The 16435-nt window shown below is 58.5% G+C and carries 10 protein-coding genes; 3 read left to right on the top strand and 7 right to left on the bottom strand.

Features of this window, described 5'->3' with window-relative positions:
- Window positions 1-76 precede the first annotated feature (76 nt).
- The 4 genes from DV711_RS18000 to DV711_RS17985 form a co-directional block, all read right to left on the bottom strand.
- Window positions 77-4867 carry an NAD-glutamate dehydrogenase gene (locus DV711_RS18000; protein ID WP_114697139.1) on the bottom strand — a complete coding sequence of 1597 codons (4791 nt, stop codon included), beginning with the start codon at window positions 4865-4867 and terminating at the stop codon, window positions 77-79.
- A gap of 463 nt (window positions 4868-5330) precedes the next feature.
- Complete coding sequence (hemL, locus tag DV711_RS17995) at window positions 5331-6611, bottom strand: glutamate-1-semialdehyde 2,1-aminomutase (protein ID WP_114697138.1); 1281 nt, start codon at window positions 6609-6611, stop codon at window positions 5331-5333.
- 123 nt (window positions 6612-6734) lie between these two features.
- Window positions 6735-7355 carry a thiamine phosphate synthase gene (thiE, locus tag DV711_RS17990; RefSeq protein WP_114697137.1) on the bottom strand — a complete coding sequence of 207 codons (621 nt, stop codon included), beginning with the start codon at window positions 7353-7355 and terminating at the stop codon, window positions 6735-6737.
- A complete protein-coding gene (locus DV711_RS17985) occupies window positions 7355-9103 on the bottom strand; it encodes a chloride channel protein (protein WP_114697136.1) in 1749 nt (582 codons plus the stop codon). Before DV711_RS17985 ends, thiE begins: the two co-directional genes overlap by 1 nt.
- Window positions 9104-9251: 148 nt before the next feature.
- Here DV711_RS17985 and argC point away from each other — a divergent pair, with 148 nt between their 5' ends.
- Both argC and erpA read left to right on the top strand, forming a co-directional pair.
- A complete protein-coding gene (argC, locus tag DV711_RS17980; RefSeq protein WP_114697135.1) occupies window positions 9252-10289 on the top strand; it encodes an N-acetyl-gamma-glutamyl-phosphate reductase in 1038 nt (345 codons plus the stop codon).
- Between the two features lie 90 nt (window positions 10290-10379).
- The gene (gene erpA, locus DV711_RS17975) at window positions 10380-10745 is read left to right on the top strand and encodes an iron-sulfur cluster insertion protein ErpA (RefSeq protein WP_114697134.1); all 366 of its coding nucleotides are present in this window, start codon (window positions 10380-10382) and stop codon (window positions 10743-10745) included.
- 82 nt (window positions 10746-10827) lie between these two features.
- Here erpA and DV711_RS17970 read toward each other — a convergent pair whose 3' ends face one another.
- From DV711_RS17970 to DV711_RS17960, 3 genes are all read right to left on the bottom strand, one after another.
- Window positions 10828-11733 (bottom strand): DNA ligase, encoded by a 906-nt coding sequence (locus DV711_RS17970; RefSeq protein ID WP_243633883.1) that lies wholly within the window; start codon window positions 11731-11733, stop codon window positions 10828-10830.
- Window positions 11734-11831: 98 nt separating this feature from the next.
- Entirely contained in the window at window positions 11832-12977 is a 1146-nt protein-coding gene (locus tag DV711_RS17965) for an anhydro-N-acetylmuramic acid kinase (RefSeq protein WP_114697133.1), read from the bottom strand.
- A 2-nt stretch (window positions 12978-12979) separates the two neighbouring features.
- Window positions 12980-14329, bottom strand: coding sequence for an OapA family protein (locus tag DV711_RS17960; protein ID WP_243633882.1), 1350 nt, complete (start codon window positions 14327-14329; stop codon window positions 12980-12982).
- A gap of 332 nt (window positions 14330-14661) precedes the next feature.
- Between DV711_RS17960 and tyrS the strand changes: the two genes are divergently transcribed.
- Window positions 14662-15963: a tyrosine--tRNA ligase gene (gene tyrS / locus DV711_RS17955; protein ID WP_114697131.1), complete on the top strand. Its 1302-nt coding sequence runs from the start codon at window positions 14662-14664 to the stop codon at window positions 15961-15963.
- Window positions 15964-16435 lie beyond the last annotated feature (472 nt).

The following is a 16435-nucleotide window of genomic DNA, read 5'->3' as shown; positions in this document are numbered from 1 at the left end:
GAAAGCGTAGTCGCCAGGCAATCTGGCTGATAAAAAAAACGCCCCGAATGGGGCGTTTTGGGATAAAGACTGTAAATCAATACAGCAGGCTTAGCTCCCGTACCGCGACCGACAGCATCGACAGATTAGGCGCATCCTGGCTGTTGACCTCGTCGCAGGTGGACTGGAAGTGTTTGAGCAGGTTCTGGTTGCTCTGTTGCCACTGGCTCAGACGTTCGGCCACGCTCAGTTCCGGGTCGGTACTGTTGAGCAGCTTGGCCACTGTGCCGGCCAATCCCCGGTCCAGTTCGTCTTCCAGACTGATGCGGGCCTTGCGTTCCCACAGATCGTTACCCGGCAGTGACTCGATATGATCGCGCAGCTGCCACAGCCCCAGCTGTTTCTCCAGCAGGATAAAGGCTTCGGTTGCCGGTAGTTCACCCTGGCCGGACTGGTGAGCCAGCATCACGATATCGAGCGGATAGTAGAGTCGCTCGAGCTGCTTCAAACTGTCGGGAAGACCCGCTTCGTCGACCAGCGCGTCCCTCGGGTTGGCCTGCTGCTGCGTGCTCAACAGTTCCGGTAGTGCCTCCAGGACCTGTTTCACCCCATCGCGGTAGAGTCCCCGCATTCGGGCAATCGACAAAGGTGCGCCGTTGTTGCGTAACAGCCATAGCGCCGAGCGTTTCAGAACCTGTTGCAGCTCCAGCATCAGATCACTGAACAGGTCGTTGTCGAGTCGGACTTCGGCCTCTTCGAGCAGTTGCCAGAGTGTCGGAATATCGAGGATATCCCGTGCCGCCAACAGCGCCCGTACCGCGTCAAGCGGATCGCACCGGGTCTCCTCCTCCAGGTAGTGGATGATGGTAGAACCGAAGCGGTTGCCGATCAGGTTGGTGATATGGGTGGCGATCAGTTCGCTACGCAGCGGGTGTTGGTCGAGCTGCTCGGGATACTGTTGCTGGATCGGTACCGGGAAGTAGCTCGGTAGCTCCTTGGCCAGATCCTCGTCATCGCCGATCTGGCCTTCGATCAACTGATCGAACAGGCGCAGCTTGCTGTAAGCCAGCAGCACGGCGATCTCCGGACGGGTCAGGCCGGCTCCGCTGCGGGACAGTTCTTCGAGCTGCTCGTCGTTGGGCAGGAACTCCAGCCGGCGGCGCAGTCGACCTTCGCTCTCGAGCATATGGATCAGACGGCGATGGTCGTCGATCAGATCCGAGCAACGACGTCGGACCAGGCTCAGGATCTGGCTCTGGTGGTAGTTCTGCTGCAGCACCAGCGAGGCTACTTCGTCGGTCATGCTGGCCAGCAGTCGGTTACGCTGCTTGGCGGTCAGATCCTGCGCCGCCACCTCCTGGTCGAGCAGGATCTTCAGGTTGACCTCGTAATCCGACGAGTGGACCCCGCCGGCATTGTCGATCGCGTCGGTATTGAGCAGGCCGCCCTGGCGCGCGTATTCGACCCGGCCACGCTGGGTCATCCCCAGGTTACCGCCTTCGCCGACAATCTTGGTGCGCAGCTCGTTGCCGTTGATCCGCAGTGCATCGTTGGCGCGATCGCCGACCGCGTCATTGGTTTCTCCCTCGGATTTGACGTAGGTGCCGATACCGCCATTCCAGAGCAGATCGACCGGGGCTTTCAGGATCGCCTGGATCAACTCGTTGGGCGCCAGCCGCTTGGCGCTGACATCCAGCAATTTGCGGATCTCGTCACTGAGGGTGATCGATTTCGATGCCCGAGAGAACACTCCGCCGCCATGGCTGATCAGCTCGCTGTTGTAGTCCTCCCAGCTGGAGCGGGGTAGGTCGAACAGGCGCTTGCGTTCTTCCCAGGAGGTTGCCGGATCCGGATCCGGATCGATAAAGATATGCAGGTGGTTGAAGGCTGCTACCAGCTTGGTCTGCTTCGACAGCAGCATGCCGTTGCCGAACACATCGCCACCCATGTCGCCGATCCCCGCCGCCGTGAACGGTTGGGTCTGGCAGTCGATACCACGCTCCAGGAACAACCGCTTGACCGATTCCCAGGCGCCGCGGGCGGTGATGCCCATCTTCTTGTGGTCGTAGCCGTTGGCGCCGCCGGAGGCGAAGGCGTCACCGAGCCAGAAGCCGTATTCGACTGAGATCCGGTTGGCGATATCTGAGAAGGTTGCGGTTCCCTTGTCGGCGGCGACCACCAGATAGGGATCGTCGTCGTCGTAGCGCACCACATTTTCCGGCGGGATGATCTTGCCGTCCTGGCGGTTATCGGCCAGGTCGAGCAGGGCGCGGATAAAGGTCTCGTAGCAGCGGATTCCCTCCTCCATCATCGCCTCACGGGAGTGGGTCGGCAGCTGCTTGGGCACGAAGCCGCCCTTGGCGCCGACCGGCACGATCACGGCGTTCTTGACCATCTGCGCCTTGACCAGTCCCAGCACCTCGGTGCGGAAATCCTCGCGCCGATCCGACCAGCGCAGACCGCCGCGGGCGACCTTGCCGCCGCGCAGATGAACCCCTTCAACCCAGGGGGCGTAGATAAAGGTTTCAAACTTGGGCCGCGGTTGTGGGGCGGCCGGGATCGAATCGGTATCCAGCTTGAAGGAGGCGTAACCCTTCGGGGTCAGGCCATCGGCCTCGACCTGGTAGAAGTTGGTCCGCAGCATCGCCTGAATCACGCTCAGGTAGTGGCGCAGAATCCGGTCCTGGTCGAGGTTTTCCACCGCTTCCAGGGCCTCGTCGATCGATTCGATCAGCATCTTGCTGCGGTCGTCGCGATCGTGGCGCATATCTGGGTCGAAACGGGTTTCGAACAGTTTGACCAGATTGCGGGCCACGTGTGGATTGTGACTGAGGGTCTCCTCCATGTATTTCTGCGAGAACGGGATCGCCAGTTGCAGCAGGTATTTGCAGATCGCCCGCAGCACCATCACCTGACGCCAACTCAGCCCGGCGGCGATCACCAGTTCGTTGAAACCGTCGTCCTCGATCTGGTTGTAGTAGCTGCGGGTAAAGGTCTCTTGGAACTGCTGCTTGAGGTGGCTGTCCTCCGGATCGAAGCTGCCGGCCACCGACAGGCGGAAGTCGAGAATCCAGAATTCATCCTCGTTGCTGCAGTTGATGCTGTAGGGGCGGGCGTTGAGAACCCGAACCCCCATATGTTCCAGGATCGGCAGTACATCGGACAGGGCCAGGCTGTCACCGGCGCCTAGGACCTTGAAGTGGAGGCTGTCGAACTCCTCCAGTGGGCGGTACAGATAGGTCGACAACTCACCCGGCTGCAGCTCGGCCAGTCGCTGTAGGTCGGTGACGGTCCGACGCGGACTGAAATCGTCGCGATAGGCCACCGGCATGGCGTTGGCGAACAGGCGCAGCAGTCGGTTGGCTTCGGCTTCGCCGGCCTTCTCCGACAGCGCGGCATGGAGCTGGTCCTGCCAGGAGGCCATCGCCTCGTTCATCCGTGCCTCGAGGGCTTCGATATCGACCGCCTTCTCGTGGGCGTTGTGACAGTGCACGGTGAACTGGATCTGGGCCAGTGCATGGTCGCTCAGGCGTACGGTGAATTCGCTGGCATGGCCGTCGAAGGCCTCCAGCAGAATCAGCCGCATCTTCTGGCGCAGCTCAGTATCGTAGTGATCCCGCGGAACCAGAACCTGGGCGGTGATGTAGCGATCGTAGGTGTCGGGACGCAGGAACAGCCGCAACTGGCGGCGCTCCTCGCACTCCAGCATCCCCAGCAGAATCTGCTCCAGCTGATCGTATTCGGCCTGCAGCATCTCGTCCCGCGGGAAGGTGGTGACCAGATGGCGCAGGTTCTTGCCGCTGTGGCTGTTGGGCGTCAGGTGGGCCCGCTCAAACAGTTTCGAGACTTTGCGACGCAGCAGCGGTACCTGTTCCAGCGGCACGCTGTAAGCGGTGGAGGAGTAGAGTCCGTAGAAGCGCCATTCGCCCAGCACCTTGCCGTCGGCGTCGATCTTCTTGACGCCAATCCGATCCAGGTAGGCCGGACGCTGGACCGTGGATCGGCTGGTGGATTTGGTCAGTACCAGCAGGTCCGGCTTGAGCGCCAGTTGCCCCAGGTAGCCGTCGAGTTGGACCTCCTGCTGATCCTCGGGCACCACGCGGAATAGCCCCAAGCCGCTATCCTGTTGATAGCGCAGGGTTTGGGTCTGCTTACCTTGATCTAGTTCGTAATAGCGGTAGCCGAGAAAGACGAAATGATCATCCAGTAGCCAGTTCAGAAACGCCAGCGATTCGTCGGCCTCGTCACCGTCGGAGTGGCGCGCCTCGCTGCGACTCCACTCGATCGCCTGGCGCAGGGTGTCGCACATCTGCGGCCAGTCTTCGACCGCCTGACGAACCTGCTGAATCACCTGCTCGACGGTCTCGATCACCTTGCGGCGGGAGTCTTCGTCCGGTTGATGGTCGATCTCGATCCGCATCAGTGCTTCGGGCTGGGACTTATCGCTCTGCTGATTCAACTCCAGCAGTTTCTTCAGTTTACCCTGTTTGTCGCGCTCGACCTGGATCACCGGATGGGTGATCTGGTGAATGGTGATACCGGCATTATCCAACGCCAGCGAAATACTGGCGACCAGGAACGGCATGTCGTCCGATAGCACTTCGAGAATACTGTGGGTGCTGTGCCAGCGATGATCTTCCGGGGTCGGATTATAAAGCCGAACCAGCGCCTGCCCGCTGCGTCGTTGTTGAAGTAGATCCCAAAGACACAGGATCGCGCCGTAGAGATCTTCGGTAGCGAGACGGGCGATCTCCCGGGAAACGCTGCAGCTGTAATATTGACTCGCCAGCTGCTGGGCGTCCTTGACGCGGGTTTTGGGCAAACGCTTAGCCAGCAATTCCTGGACATTGACGATTTCAGGGTGTTTGGCTTTGACCGATCTGTTCATGGATTTTGGGGCCGTGTTGTTGTTTTTAGGTGATTGACGGGGTGATTGAAAAACAAAACACCGGAAGGCCGGTGTTTGAACTTTAGTACAACTATTTGATTTGAAAGTGTATCACCTGACTATTTTTGGCCAACCGAAAGCCTGCCGATCATGGCTGTTAATATTTCACGATGCCCCGATCCGGTTCTCCGATGGTTGCGCAGATGCAGCAAAGGTTGGCGACAGGATCGCTGATCGAAAAGACTAAATTGATGTCGCACAGGTGAAAAAAATACTGTGCAAACAGGCAGGGGTGGTGGAATGTTCAGTAATTGCCGGGAAGACCGGTGAGAATTGCTTGCTGCGTCGCAACGTGAGGTTGATTCATGTTGCGCTGTTATGGGGGGCTGTAAAGCAAAATAAACCGGGTAGGGAGAGACTCCTTACCCGGCTGATTCGGCGCTTAACCGCGCAGAGTTCTGACTCAGATTGAGTTCATGATCTTCTCGGCCGCATCCAGGGTTGCCTGGATATCTTCGTCGCTGTGGGCGGCTGACATAAAGCCGGCTTCGTAACTGGCCGGAGCCAGGTAGACGCCTTCATCGAGCATGCCGTGGAAGAAGTGGTTGAAGTGCTCGGCATTGCAATTGATCGCCTGCTGGAAGTTGACCACCTTCTCGACATCGGTGAAGAAGGCGCCGAACATGCTGCCGACATGGTTGGTGGTGAACGGGATACCGGCTTTCTCGGCGCGCTGACGCAGGCCTTGGACCAGGGTTTCGGTCTTTTCGAACAGCGGCTCGTAGAAGCCGGGCTGGGTGATCTGTTCCATCTGTGCCAGGCCCGCCGCCATCGCGATCGGGTTGCCGGACAGGGTGCCGGCCTGGTAGACCGGGCCGAGCGGGGCAATCTGCTCCATCACGTCGCGACGACCACCGAAGGCACCGACCGGCATACCACCACCGATGACCTTGCCCAGCGTGGTCAGGTCGGCCTTAACGCCGTAGTGGCCCTGGGCACCTTGCGGTCCGAGGCGGAAACCGGTCATGACCTCGTCGATGATCAGCAGTGAACCGTACTGGTCACACTGCTCACGCAGGGTTTCGAGGAAGCCGGGGATCGGCGGCACGCAGTTCATGTTACCGGCTACCGGCTCGACGATGATGCAGGCAACCTGCTCGCCGATTTCGCTGAAGGCTTGGCGAACCCCTTCAATATCGTTGTAGGTCAGGGTCACGGTGTGCTGGGCCAGTCCTTCGGGAACACCCGGAGAGCTGGGCACGCCCAGGGTCAGAGCACCGGAACCGGCCTTGACCAGCAGTGAGTCGGAGTGGCCGTGGTAGCAGCCCTCGAATTTGATGATCTTGTCGCGACCGGTGAAACCACGGGCCAGGCGGATCGCGCTCATGGTCGCTTCGGTGCCGGAGTTGACCATCCGGACCAGATCGACATTGGGCAGCATGTCGCAGATCTTGGCGGCCAGGGTGGTTTCGATCTCGGTGGGGGTGCCGAAGCTCAGGCCTTTCTGCATCTTGTCCATCACCGCCTTGGTGATTGTGGGATGGGCGTGACCCAGAATCATCGGGCCCCAGGACAGGACGTAGTCGATATAGCGCTTACCGTCGGCATCGTACAGGTAGGCGCCTTCGGCACGGTCGACAAACACCGGGGTACCGCCAACGGCCTTAAAGGCGCGGACCGGGGAGTTAACTCCACCGGGAATGTACTGCTTGGCTTGTTCGAACAGCGTGTCAGATCGGGACATGAAGATACTCCAGTAAAAAGTCGTAACAGCGTATACGTTGGTTCTGTGTTCGGATGGTCGCCTATGAAATCATGCCTTCATCGGTCACAACATGATCTATGTTAGGCACCGCCGGTTGGTGGTCTACTCGGAGGCAAAACAAGCGCTCAGGACTTGGGCGCTGGCTTGCACATCCGGGTGGCCAAACAGATCGCCGATCACGGCAATCATATCGGCTCCCTGCTCAATCAGTTGGCCCGCATTATCCCTGTTGATGCCGCCGATCGCTACCACCGGCACCGACAGTTGTTGTTTAGCCTCGGTTAGCAGGCTCATCGGCGCCGGACGGGCGTCGGGCTTGGTGGCGGAGCTGAAAAAGGCGCCGAAGGCGACATAGTCGGCACCACCCTGCTGAGCTTGTTGTGCCAGCTCCAGCGAGTCGTGGCAGGTGATGCCGATAATGGCGTCGTTCCCCAGGCGTTGGCGCGCCTGCTCCAGGCTGCCGTCCGTCTGACCCAGATGGACACCGTCGGCACCACTGTCTAGGGCTAGTTGGACATCGTCGTTGATCAACAGCGGGCGTTGGTAGCGGCGACATAGCTGTGCCAGCTCTGTGGCCTGACGCAGTCGTTTGTCGGCTTGATCGGATTTATCCCGGTACTGGACGATCATCGCGCCGCCGCGCAGTGCCTGCTCCACCTGGTCGAGCAGGGTTGAATCCGGTGTCAGTGTTGAATCGGTGATGGCGTAAAGACCCTGTCGCATTATTCGCTCTTTTGGTTGCTGAAATGGTGGTTGATATCGCTGCGTAGCAGCAGGCCCATCGGATTGCCCTTGTCGTCAATCAGGTACAGGGCGTCACGATTGTCTTCATTCATCCGGGTCAGGGCTTCGCGCAGGGTGGCGCGGGCGTCCAGTTCGCTAAGGTCGTGGCGCAGGCCCGGCAGCTCCAACAGGTCGATCAATTCGTCGGCCTGCAGAACCCGGCCGCCGGCCCCTTCTCTGTGCTGCTGCAGGAATAGCTCCAGATCACTCCGGGCCAGGACAGCGGCGGGGCCGTTCTCGCCGTCGATCAGCAGCCACTCTTGGGGTAGTCCGGCCAGTTGAGCGGCACGATCGTGGTCGACCAGGCGCTCACAATTTGGAGGCTTGGGCAGCATCAGGCTATGGGCCGCGGTGCGTTCCAGAAAACGCTCCAGCGGTGCCTGACGCCAGTCTTGGCCACGGCTGAGCAGCAGAGCCTGGAAGGCCGAGCCCTGACGGAAGCAGTAGCGGTAGGTCAGAGTCGAGGTAATGATGGCCAGCGCGCCGGGGAAGATGATGTTCGGATTCAGGGTCAATTCCAGCAATGCCAGCAGTGCAGCCAGTGGCGCCTGCAGGGTGGCGGCCATCATCGCTCCCATGCCGAGCATGGCGTAGAGCGCCTGGCTGGAGGCGGTTTCGGCGCTCAGGGTATGGACAATAAGTCCCAACGCGGCCCCGGCAGCGGCACCGATAAACAGAGTCGGACCGATAAGCCCGACTGGAACGCCGAGTCCGATGACTATCGCGGTGATCAGCAGCTTGGCGATCGCCAGCGTCAATAGCCAGCCGATGGCGCCTTGGCCATCAAGGATGGTGCCGATACTGTCGTAACCAACCCCCATGATCTCCGGTACCAGTAGCGCCAACAGTCCGGTCAGTAGCCCGGCTAGTTGCAGGCGCAGAAACAGCGGGGGACGATTCCAGCGGGCGGTAGTGACCAGCACCCTGCTGAACAGCACCGCCAGCAACCCGACCACGATGCCCAGCAGTACGATAAAGGGGACCTCTTCGAGCCGGTGGATATCCAGCGAGGCGACCGAAAATACCACGTCGTCGCCGAGAGTCAGTTGCAGTAGCAGGGTGGCGCTGATGGCGGCGATCATCACCGGGATAAAGCCGGCCACGGTGTACTCCATCATCACCACTTCCATCGCGAAGATAATACCGGCCACCGGGGTGTTGAAGGCGGCAGCGATGGCGGCGGCGGTGCCGCAGCCGACCAGGGTGCGCAGGCTGTTATTGGGCAGACGCAGATACTGGCCCAGCAGGCTGGAGGTACCGGCACCCAGATGCACCGCCGGCCCTTCGCGGCCGCCCGAATGGCCGCTGGCCAAACTGACAACGGCTGCCACAAACTGGATGATCAGGTTGGGGAGGGGCAGCCGGCCCTGGTGATAACTCAATCGTTCCAGCACATGGGGGATGCCGACCCGGGCGTGCTTGGCAAAACGCCACATCAGCAGCCCGAGGAGCAGACTACCCAATATAGGCAGGCAGAATCGGAGCCAGGCGGGGAGTGCCTCGAAATTTTCCGGATCACCGTCGGGTAGGAACCACGCCAAAGGCGCGTTGAGAGCGTGGTGAAACGCCAGCATCACCAGACCGGTAAGTAATCCCGACAGTAGTCCAACCAGCAACCATTGCGGTAGAGCGTCAGTATCCCCGAGGCGAAGCCGTAAATGGTTAAGACTCAGGGAGTTCATGCGCATTGGGTGGGTGTCTCTTGCGGCCAGGGGCGGGTGAGGTTGGAATCGTCGCTTTTGATTTTCAAGCAGGCATCTTATTATACGGCCTCTTTATCGTACAGCCGCTGAGGTGGCGCTGTACTGCTTGAAACGAATAGATAGGATCAGAACGATGGCAGCAATTAAGGTGGGGATTGTCGGCGGAACCGGTTATACCGGAGTAGAACTATTGCGCCTGCTGGTCCGCCACCCGCAGGTCGAGCTCAGTGTAATTACCTCCCGTTCCGAAGCGGGCAAGGGGGTATCCGAGCTGTATCCGAACCTGCGAGGCCATGTAGACCTGGCCTTTGCCGAGCCGGATCTGGAGACGCTGGCTCAATGTGACCTGGTGTTTTTTGCAACCCCCAACGGGATCGCGATGCAGCAGACGCCGGCGTTGCTGGAACGGGGTGTACGGGTGATCGACCTGGCGGCGGATTTCCGGATCAAGGACCTGGATGTGTGGTCCAAATGGTATGGCATGGAGCACGCCTGTCCGGAGCAGGTTGCTGAGGCGGTGTATGGCCTGCCGGAGGTTTACCGTGAGCAGATTCGCGATGCACGGCTGGTGGCCAACCCGGGCTGCTATCCGACCGCAGCTCAACTGGGCTTCCTGCCTTTGCTGGAGCAGGGGCTGATCAACCGTCGTCGGCTGGTGGCGGACTGTAAGTCTGGAGTCAGCGGCGCCGGTCGGGGTGCCAGTGTGCCGATGCTGATGTGTGAAGCCAGCGAAAGCTTCAAGGCCTACGGCGTTGCCGGTCACCGTCACCTGCCGGAGATCAAGCAGGGTTTAGCCGAAGCCGCGGGCTTCCCGGTCGGGCTGACTTTTGTACCGCACCTGACACCGATGATCCGCGGTATTCATGCCACCCTGTACGGGGTGTTGAAAGACCCAAGTGACAACCTGCAGCAGATCTACGAGGAGCGTTATGCCGATGAGCCCTTCGTCGATGTGATGCCGGCAGGGAGCCTGCCCGAGACCCGCAGTGTTAAGGGCGCCAACCATTGCCGTATCGCAGTATACCGGCCTCAGGATGACGATACCGTGGTGGTGCTGTCGGTGATCGATAACCTGGTCAAGGGTGCTGCCGGACAGGCGGTTCAGAACATGAATATCATGTTTGGCCTCGAGGAGACGGCTGGACTGGAACTGGTTGGCTTGTTGCCCTGATCAGCTCCTTGTTCAAGGCTTAATTCTTGACTGTTTTAATCGGTTAATAGCATAATTGCGCACAGATATGACGTACCGTCCGGAGGAATTATGAGTGCGGTTGAATCCTGGGATGCTGACGAAGCGGAAACTCCGCTGGTGTTTACCGACGCCGCAGCAGCCAAGGTCCGAAGCCTGATCGAAGAAGAAGAGAACGACAACCTGAAGCTGCGGGTGTTTGTCACCGGCGGTGGCTGCTCTGGGTTCTCTTATGGTTTTACCTTCGACGAAGAGATGGCGGAAGATGATACTTCGGTGGAAAAAGACGGCGTGATGTTGCTGGTCGATCCGATGAGCTTCCAGTACCTGGCTGGTGCCGAGGTCGATTACAAAGAGGGCCTGCAGGGGTCTCAGTTCGTAATCAAGAACCCGAATGCCACCACTACCTGCGGTTGCGGATCTTCATTCTCGGTCTGATCGCCGACCCATTGCGTGTTACCCAAAACCCCGAGCGGCTACCGCTCGGGGTTTTTTCTTTTGGGCTTCTATCCCGTCTGAGCTACAGCGGCTCAAAGGGTCGCAGAAAACTGGCGTGTCGGGGCTTTCCCTTCGCTGTCAGGCTGCGGTAGCGGTAGCTGATTCGGCTGCCGATGGCAGGCGGAATCCGGCGCTGTTGATCGGTAAAGCCGGTACCGATTTTGAAGCGAACCCCCTGATCGTTCTGTACCAGCAGAGACCCCAGCATGCCGCTGTACTTCCCCTTGTCCGGAAGATGGGCGAGCACCATGGCTTCGGCGTCAAAGTAAGGCTTCAGTTTTAGCAGCGCTTTGCTGCGGCCAGCTTGGTAGCGTGCATCGGCCTGGTTCAGCATCAGCCCCTCGGCACCCGCCGCCAGCCGCTGTTGCAGTAGTTGCTGTAACGCCGATTGGCTCTTCACCCGCCAGTATTCAGGCACCCGCAAGTGAGCGATCTGCTGTCGTTCGGTCAGCGCTTGCAGTTGTAGACGACGCTGCCAGTAGGGTTGTGGGCTGGTCGGCAGGTCAAACAGCAGATAGCGAATCTGGCGCCACTCATGCTCCAGTGGTTGAAAGCGTCGTGCAGCGGCCGAAACGGCTTCGAATTGGCCAGGGCCGATCCAGAGCTCTCCATCCAGCGGGGTAGACGGGAAGTCTTTGGTAAACCAGCCGGGTGCCCGGATTGGGTAGCCTTGGCGGGATAACAACTGTTTGCCATCCCAATAGGCGCGAACTCCATCGAATTTTTCACTGATCCAGAAGGTATCGGGGGCAGGCTCGGGATGATAGATCGAGGCGAGCATCAACGCGGGTCGTTGCCTTTTCTCGATTGCTGGCAAGCTGTCGCTTGGGCGTTGTCCGGCTTGATCGATGGGGCCGATATCGCCCGCTTGAACCTGTAGCGGTGTGCAGAGCATAACCACCAACAGCGGTGTGGGAAATTTGTTCATCGCATCGTCCTTGATGTGAATAAATAACCGATTGTTGCGTATCTACATCTAGATACGCTGCTTAGGATAGTCGATTGGGATGGGAATAGGTGGGCTGTTTAGGCCGGGTAAATACCGCCCAGGATCCGCTCGCCGCGGGCACCTGTTACAGCAGGAAGGTTGCCGGGTAGCTGGGCCAGGCAGCGCTGTGCCAGCCAGGCAAAGGCGCAGGCCTCGACCCAATCTGGCTCCAGTCCCAACGTTGCGGTACTGGAAAGTGTTATCTTGGGAAGCAGGTTTTGCAGACGTAGCATCAGCAGCTGGTTATGGGCGCCGCCGCCGCAGACAAACAGCTGGCTGGGGCCGGGCTGGTGCTGTTGCAGGGCGTCGGCGATGGTACGGGCGCTGAATTCCAACAAGGTTGCCTGTACATCCTCGGGGCGTAACGAAAGGGACTGCAGGCTTAGCTGCTGGTCGAGCCAGTCGATATTAAACTGCTCCCGCCCGGTACTCTTGGGTGCGGGCTGGCGGAAATAATCCAACGACAGCAGTTGTTGCAACAGCTGTTGATCGCAGCGACCGGAACCGGCCCAGTCTCCGTTGCGATCAAATGGTTGTTGCTGGTGGCGTTGAATCCAGCTGTCCAGCAGCACATTGCCGGGCCCGGTGTCGTAACCGATAACCGGGCTGGATGCATCCGCCGGTAGCAGCGTGACATTGGCCATACCGCCAATATTGACGATCGCCCGTTGATGCTCAGGGTGGCGGAACAACTGGGCATGGAAGGCCGGCACCAGCGGTGCGCCTTGGCCTCCGGCGGCCAGGTCGCGACGGCGGACATCGGCGACTACACAGATGCCGGTCGCCTCGGCCAGGGTGTTCGGGTCGCCAACCTGAAGCGTAAAAGGGATCGGCTGTTCGGGGCGGTGGCGCAGCGTCTGGCCGTGGCTGCCGATGGCGCGGATCTGCTCCGGTTTGATGCCGGATTGCTGCAGAAGTTGATTGACGATCTCGGCTTGAAGGCGGCTGAAAGCCACATCGACCTGGCCCAGCAACTCTATCTCGTTGTCGCCGGGCTGTGTCAGTTGCAGGATCTGTTGGCGTAGCTCGGTGGGCAAAGGCTGGGAGATGCTGTCGATCAGCTCCAACCGGGTGCTTTGCTCCGCAGCGGTGGCTTCAGAATCCAGGCGGACAATTACCGCATCGATGCCATCCAGACTGGTGCCCGACATCAGGCCGATAAAGTAGCCCGATAACTCGGCCATCGTTAGTTCTTCGCCAGTTGGGTCTGGCGATAACCTTCAAGCATGGCCAGATGTTCGGCTGCCTGCTGCTTGAAGCGGTTCATCTCCTTCTTGGGCAGCGGCGCTGCCTGGGGGAGTTTTACCGTTAACGGATTGCGGTGCACGCCATTGAGTCGGAACTCATAGTGCAGGTGTGGGCCGGTGGCATAGCCGGTGCTGCCGACGTAACCGATGGTGTTGCCCTGCTTGACCCGCTTGCCGCGCTTCATGCCCGGCTTGATGCGGCTCATGTGGGCATACAGGGTGGTGTATTTCTGACCGTGCTGGACGATAACCACTTTACCGTAGCCGCCCTTGCGGCCGGCAAAAATAACCTTGCCGTCGCCCGCGCTCTTGATCGGGGTACCGGTGGGCGCGGCATAGTCCACTCCGCGATGGGGCCGCTTGGTTTTAAAAATCGGGTGCTTGCGGTTGGGGTTGAAGCGGGAGCTTATGCGGGTGAAGTCGACCGGTGTGCGCAGGAACGCCTTGCGCATGCTTTTGCCTTCGGGGGTGAAGTAGTTGCTGTCACCATTGCTGTCGGTGTAGCGGATCGCCTGAAACGCGTTACCCTGATTGACAAACTCGGCGGCGACAATATTGCCTTCACCGATCTTCTTGCCGTCAAGCCAGCGCTCTTCGTAGACGACTTCAAAGCTGTCACCCTTACGGATATCCAGCACGAAGTCGACATCCCAGCCGAAGATGCCGGCAAGCTCCATAATCTTGGTCTGGCTGAGGCCGGCGTCTGAGGCGCTGAGAAATAGCGAGTCTTCAATGGTGCCCTGACGATAGCTGTGGGTGATCTCCGGGGTGAATTCGATCGCTTCGATTTTATAGCTATCGTCGCTACGACTGACCAGGGTCTGTGTCAGTGGTGACGTAATATGGCGAAGCTTGATCAGCTCGCCCTGTTCAATCAAAAACTCCAGAGATTGCCCCGGTTTCAAGCGAGCCAGCGCTTTGCTGGGCTTTATGCCGTTCAACATCGGGTACAGCTGGTTGGGCCCCAATCCTGCTTTCTTAAACAGCGTGGTCAGGTTGTCACCGGAGCGGATCTGAATGCTGAGCCACTCTTCGGCAGGCTGCTCGGGTTCGGCAGCCTTTGCAGCAGGCGCTACTGCCGTGGGTGCCGCTACAGCTTTCGGTTGTTCTATCGGTGTGACCATAGCCAGCGTGGTTTTGGCTGGGCTGGCGGTTGTCGCAGCCGGGGTGGCGCTGATCGGCTTTGGGATTGGCGCCAGTTGCTGCGGGGCTGCTGTGTCGCTCTTCGGTGCTTTGAGGGTGATGCTCTGCTGTTTGTTAGCAGCCACGTCGCTGGAAGGCAGCAGCATCGCGCCTGCGAAGAAAAGCACGCAGGCTGAAATTGCAATCAGATGGGTGCGGGTTGGCAAAATTCGTAGTAGTTGGAGATGTTGTCGCATTGGCTCTTGTGGATTGGCTCAGCTGTAGTGTTGGCTTGGGTGGCGATTATTCGCCCGAGTATAAAAAAATCGACGTGAGCGATCCATGATCTAGGTACGTTATCGGCGGAATAGTTCAATAAATAAGCAGTTTTAAATCTATTTAATCAGTTAGAGGCTGAATTGTGCCGATAGAAGCCAGTCGGTAGAATACGGCGACTTTTTTGCGACCGCAGTCGCGGTTCTGTTTTTGGGTGAGAGAAATGACGTTTGAGAATGCACTATTAAAGGATCTGGAGTCACGCGGGTTGATCGCACAGGTCACCGGTAATGACGAGCTGGATAAACACCTTAGTGAAGGTTCTCAAACGCTCTATTGTGGCTTCGATCCCACCGCCGATAGTCTGCATATCGGTTCGTTGGTGCCGCTGCTTGCGCTGAAGCGATTCCAGATGGCCGGGCATAAGCCGCTGGCCCTGGTCGGCGGTGCGACCGGTCTGATTGGTGATCCTTCCTTCAAGGCGGAGGAGCGTAAGCTGAATACGCCCGATGTTGTGAATACCTGGGTTGAGCGGATCAAGTCACAGGTCAGTCGCTTTATCGATTTCGATGCCGGTGACAATGCCGCCGAAGTGGTGAATAACCTGGACTGGACTCAGAACGTCGATGTGCTGACGTTCTTGCGTGATGTGGGTAAACACTTCGCGGTCAACTCGATGATCCACAAGGAGTCGGTCAAGCAACGACTCGATCGTGAAGGTGCCGGTATCTCCTTTACCGAATTTACCTACATGATCCTGCAATCTTATGACTTCCAGCAGCTGAATCTGAGTCACGATTGCTCGCTGCAGATCGGCGGTAGTGATCAGTGGGGCAATATTGTCGGCGGTACCGAGCTGACTCGTCGGATGAACCGTAACCAGGTGTTTGGTCTGACCCTGCCGCTGATTACCAAGTCCGACGGCACCAAGTTTGGTAAGACCGAAGCGGGTACAGTGTGGTTGGATCCTCGTAAGACATCGCCTTACGCGTTCTACCAGTTCTGGATCGGTACTGCGGATGCCGATGTGTACAAGTTCCTGCGCTACTTTACCTTCCTGCCGATCGAGCAGATTGAGCAGATTGAAGCGGAAGACAAGCAGGCCCAGGGCCGGCCACAGGCCCAAGGTATTTTGGCGCGTGAAGTGACTCGGTTGGTTCACGGTGAAGAAGGTCTGCAGGCGGCTGAGCGGATTACTCAAGCACTGTTCAGCGGCGATACCTCTGCATTGAGCGAAGATGATTATCAGCAGTTGAGCTTGGACGGTCTGCCTTCCAGTGCGTTGCCGTTGGATCAGTTGGCCGAGCAGCCGTTGACTACACTGTTTACCGAGTCGGGTATGGTTAAAGCGGGCCGTGAAGCCAAGGATGCACTGCAACGAAAAGCGGTGCTGATTAACGGTGAAGCGATCGGTGCGGATCAGAATATGGCAGCGGCTGACGTTTTTGCTGAAGACAAAGCGCTGTTCGGAAAGTACTACCTGGTCAAGCTGGGTAAGAAGAAACACCATCTGTTTACTCGTTAACCAGTCAGTTCGAGATAATGAAAAGGCGCCGTCAGGCGCCTTTTTTGGTTCTGCTGTTTGAGCGGGTTTTGATGGTTTTTTGACCGCTTTTAAATTCGTAAAAAATATTTCACAAAAGTCGTTGACGGCAGTTCTTAGGTCTGTAGAATGCGCCCCCACGTTGCCGCTGAGGTGGCAGCGGAGTCGGTCTTCCAGGTGATATTTCGGTGTTACTGGGAGCCCTTTTTTCACGCGGTTTTTCGACGATTTGTTTCGAAAAACACAACGAAAAAAGATCGCAAAAAAGCGTTGACTCACGGGTTTTGAGATGTATAATTTCGACCCTCGCTTGAGCAGCCAGACGGCGCGCCAAGCAACGCTCTTTAACAAATCGACCATGCAATTCGTGTGGGCACTTGCTGGGATAGGACAGCAGATATTCTTCGGAATATCACAAAGACTTATCAAAGTAAGTGACTCGTGAATTCATACG

Source organism: Motiliproteus coralliicola, from assembly GCF_003345655.1.
Taxonomy (GTDB): Bacteria; Pseudomonadota; Gammaproteobacteria; order Pseudomonadales; family Balneatricaceae; genus Motiliproteus; species Motiliproteus coralliicola.
The sequence above is the reverse complement of the archived record's forward strand: the minus strand, read 5'-3'. Positions and strand labels throughout refer to the sequence as shown.

What these genes read in the sequence shown, in the direction of transcription:
- DV711_RS17965 (WP_114697133.1), bottom strand. Translation starts at nt 12,977, where the DNA reads ATGGCCGAGTTATCGGGCTACTTTATCGGCCTGATGTCGGGCACCAGT.
- DV711_RS17985 (WP_114697136.1), bottom strand. Translation starts at nt 9,103, where the DNA reads ATGCGCATGAACTCCCTGAGTCTTAACCATTTACGGCTTCGCCTCGGG.
- DV711_RS18000 (WP_114697139.1), bottom strand. Translation starts at nt 4,867, where the DNA reads ATGAACAGATCGGTCAAAGCCAAACACCCTGAAATCGTCAATGTCCAG.
- thiE (WP_114697137.1), bottom strand. Translation starts at nt 7,355, where the DNA reads ATGCGACAGGGTCTTTACGCCATCACCGATTCAACACTGACACCGGAT.
- tyrS (WP_114697131.1), top strand. Translation starts at nt 14,662, where the DNA reads ATGACGTTTGAGAATGCACTATTAAAGGATCTGGAGTCACGCGGGTTG.
- hemL (WP_114697138.1), bottom strand. Translation starts at nt 6,611, where the DNA reads ATGTCCCGATCTGACACGCTGTTCGAACAAGCCAAGCAGTACATTCCC.
- DV711_RS17960 (WP_243633882.1), bottom strand. Translation starts at nt 14,329, where the DNA reads ATGCTGCTGCCTTCCAGCGACGTGGCTGCTAACAAACAGCAGAGCATC.
- DV711_RS17970 (WP_243633883.1), bottom strand. Translation starts at nt 11,733, where the DNA reads ATGAACAAATTTCCCACACCGCTGTTGGTGGTTATGCTCTGCACACCG.
- erpA (WP_114697134.1), top strand. Translation starts at nt 10,380, where the DNA reads ATGAGTGCGGTTGAATCCTGGGATGCTGACGAAGCGGAAACTCCGCTG.
- argC (WP_114697135.1), top strand. Translation starts at nt 9,252, where the DNA reads ATGGCAGCAATTAAGGTGGGGATTGTCGGCGGAACCGGTTATACCGGA.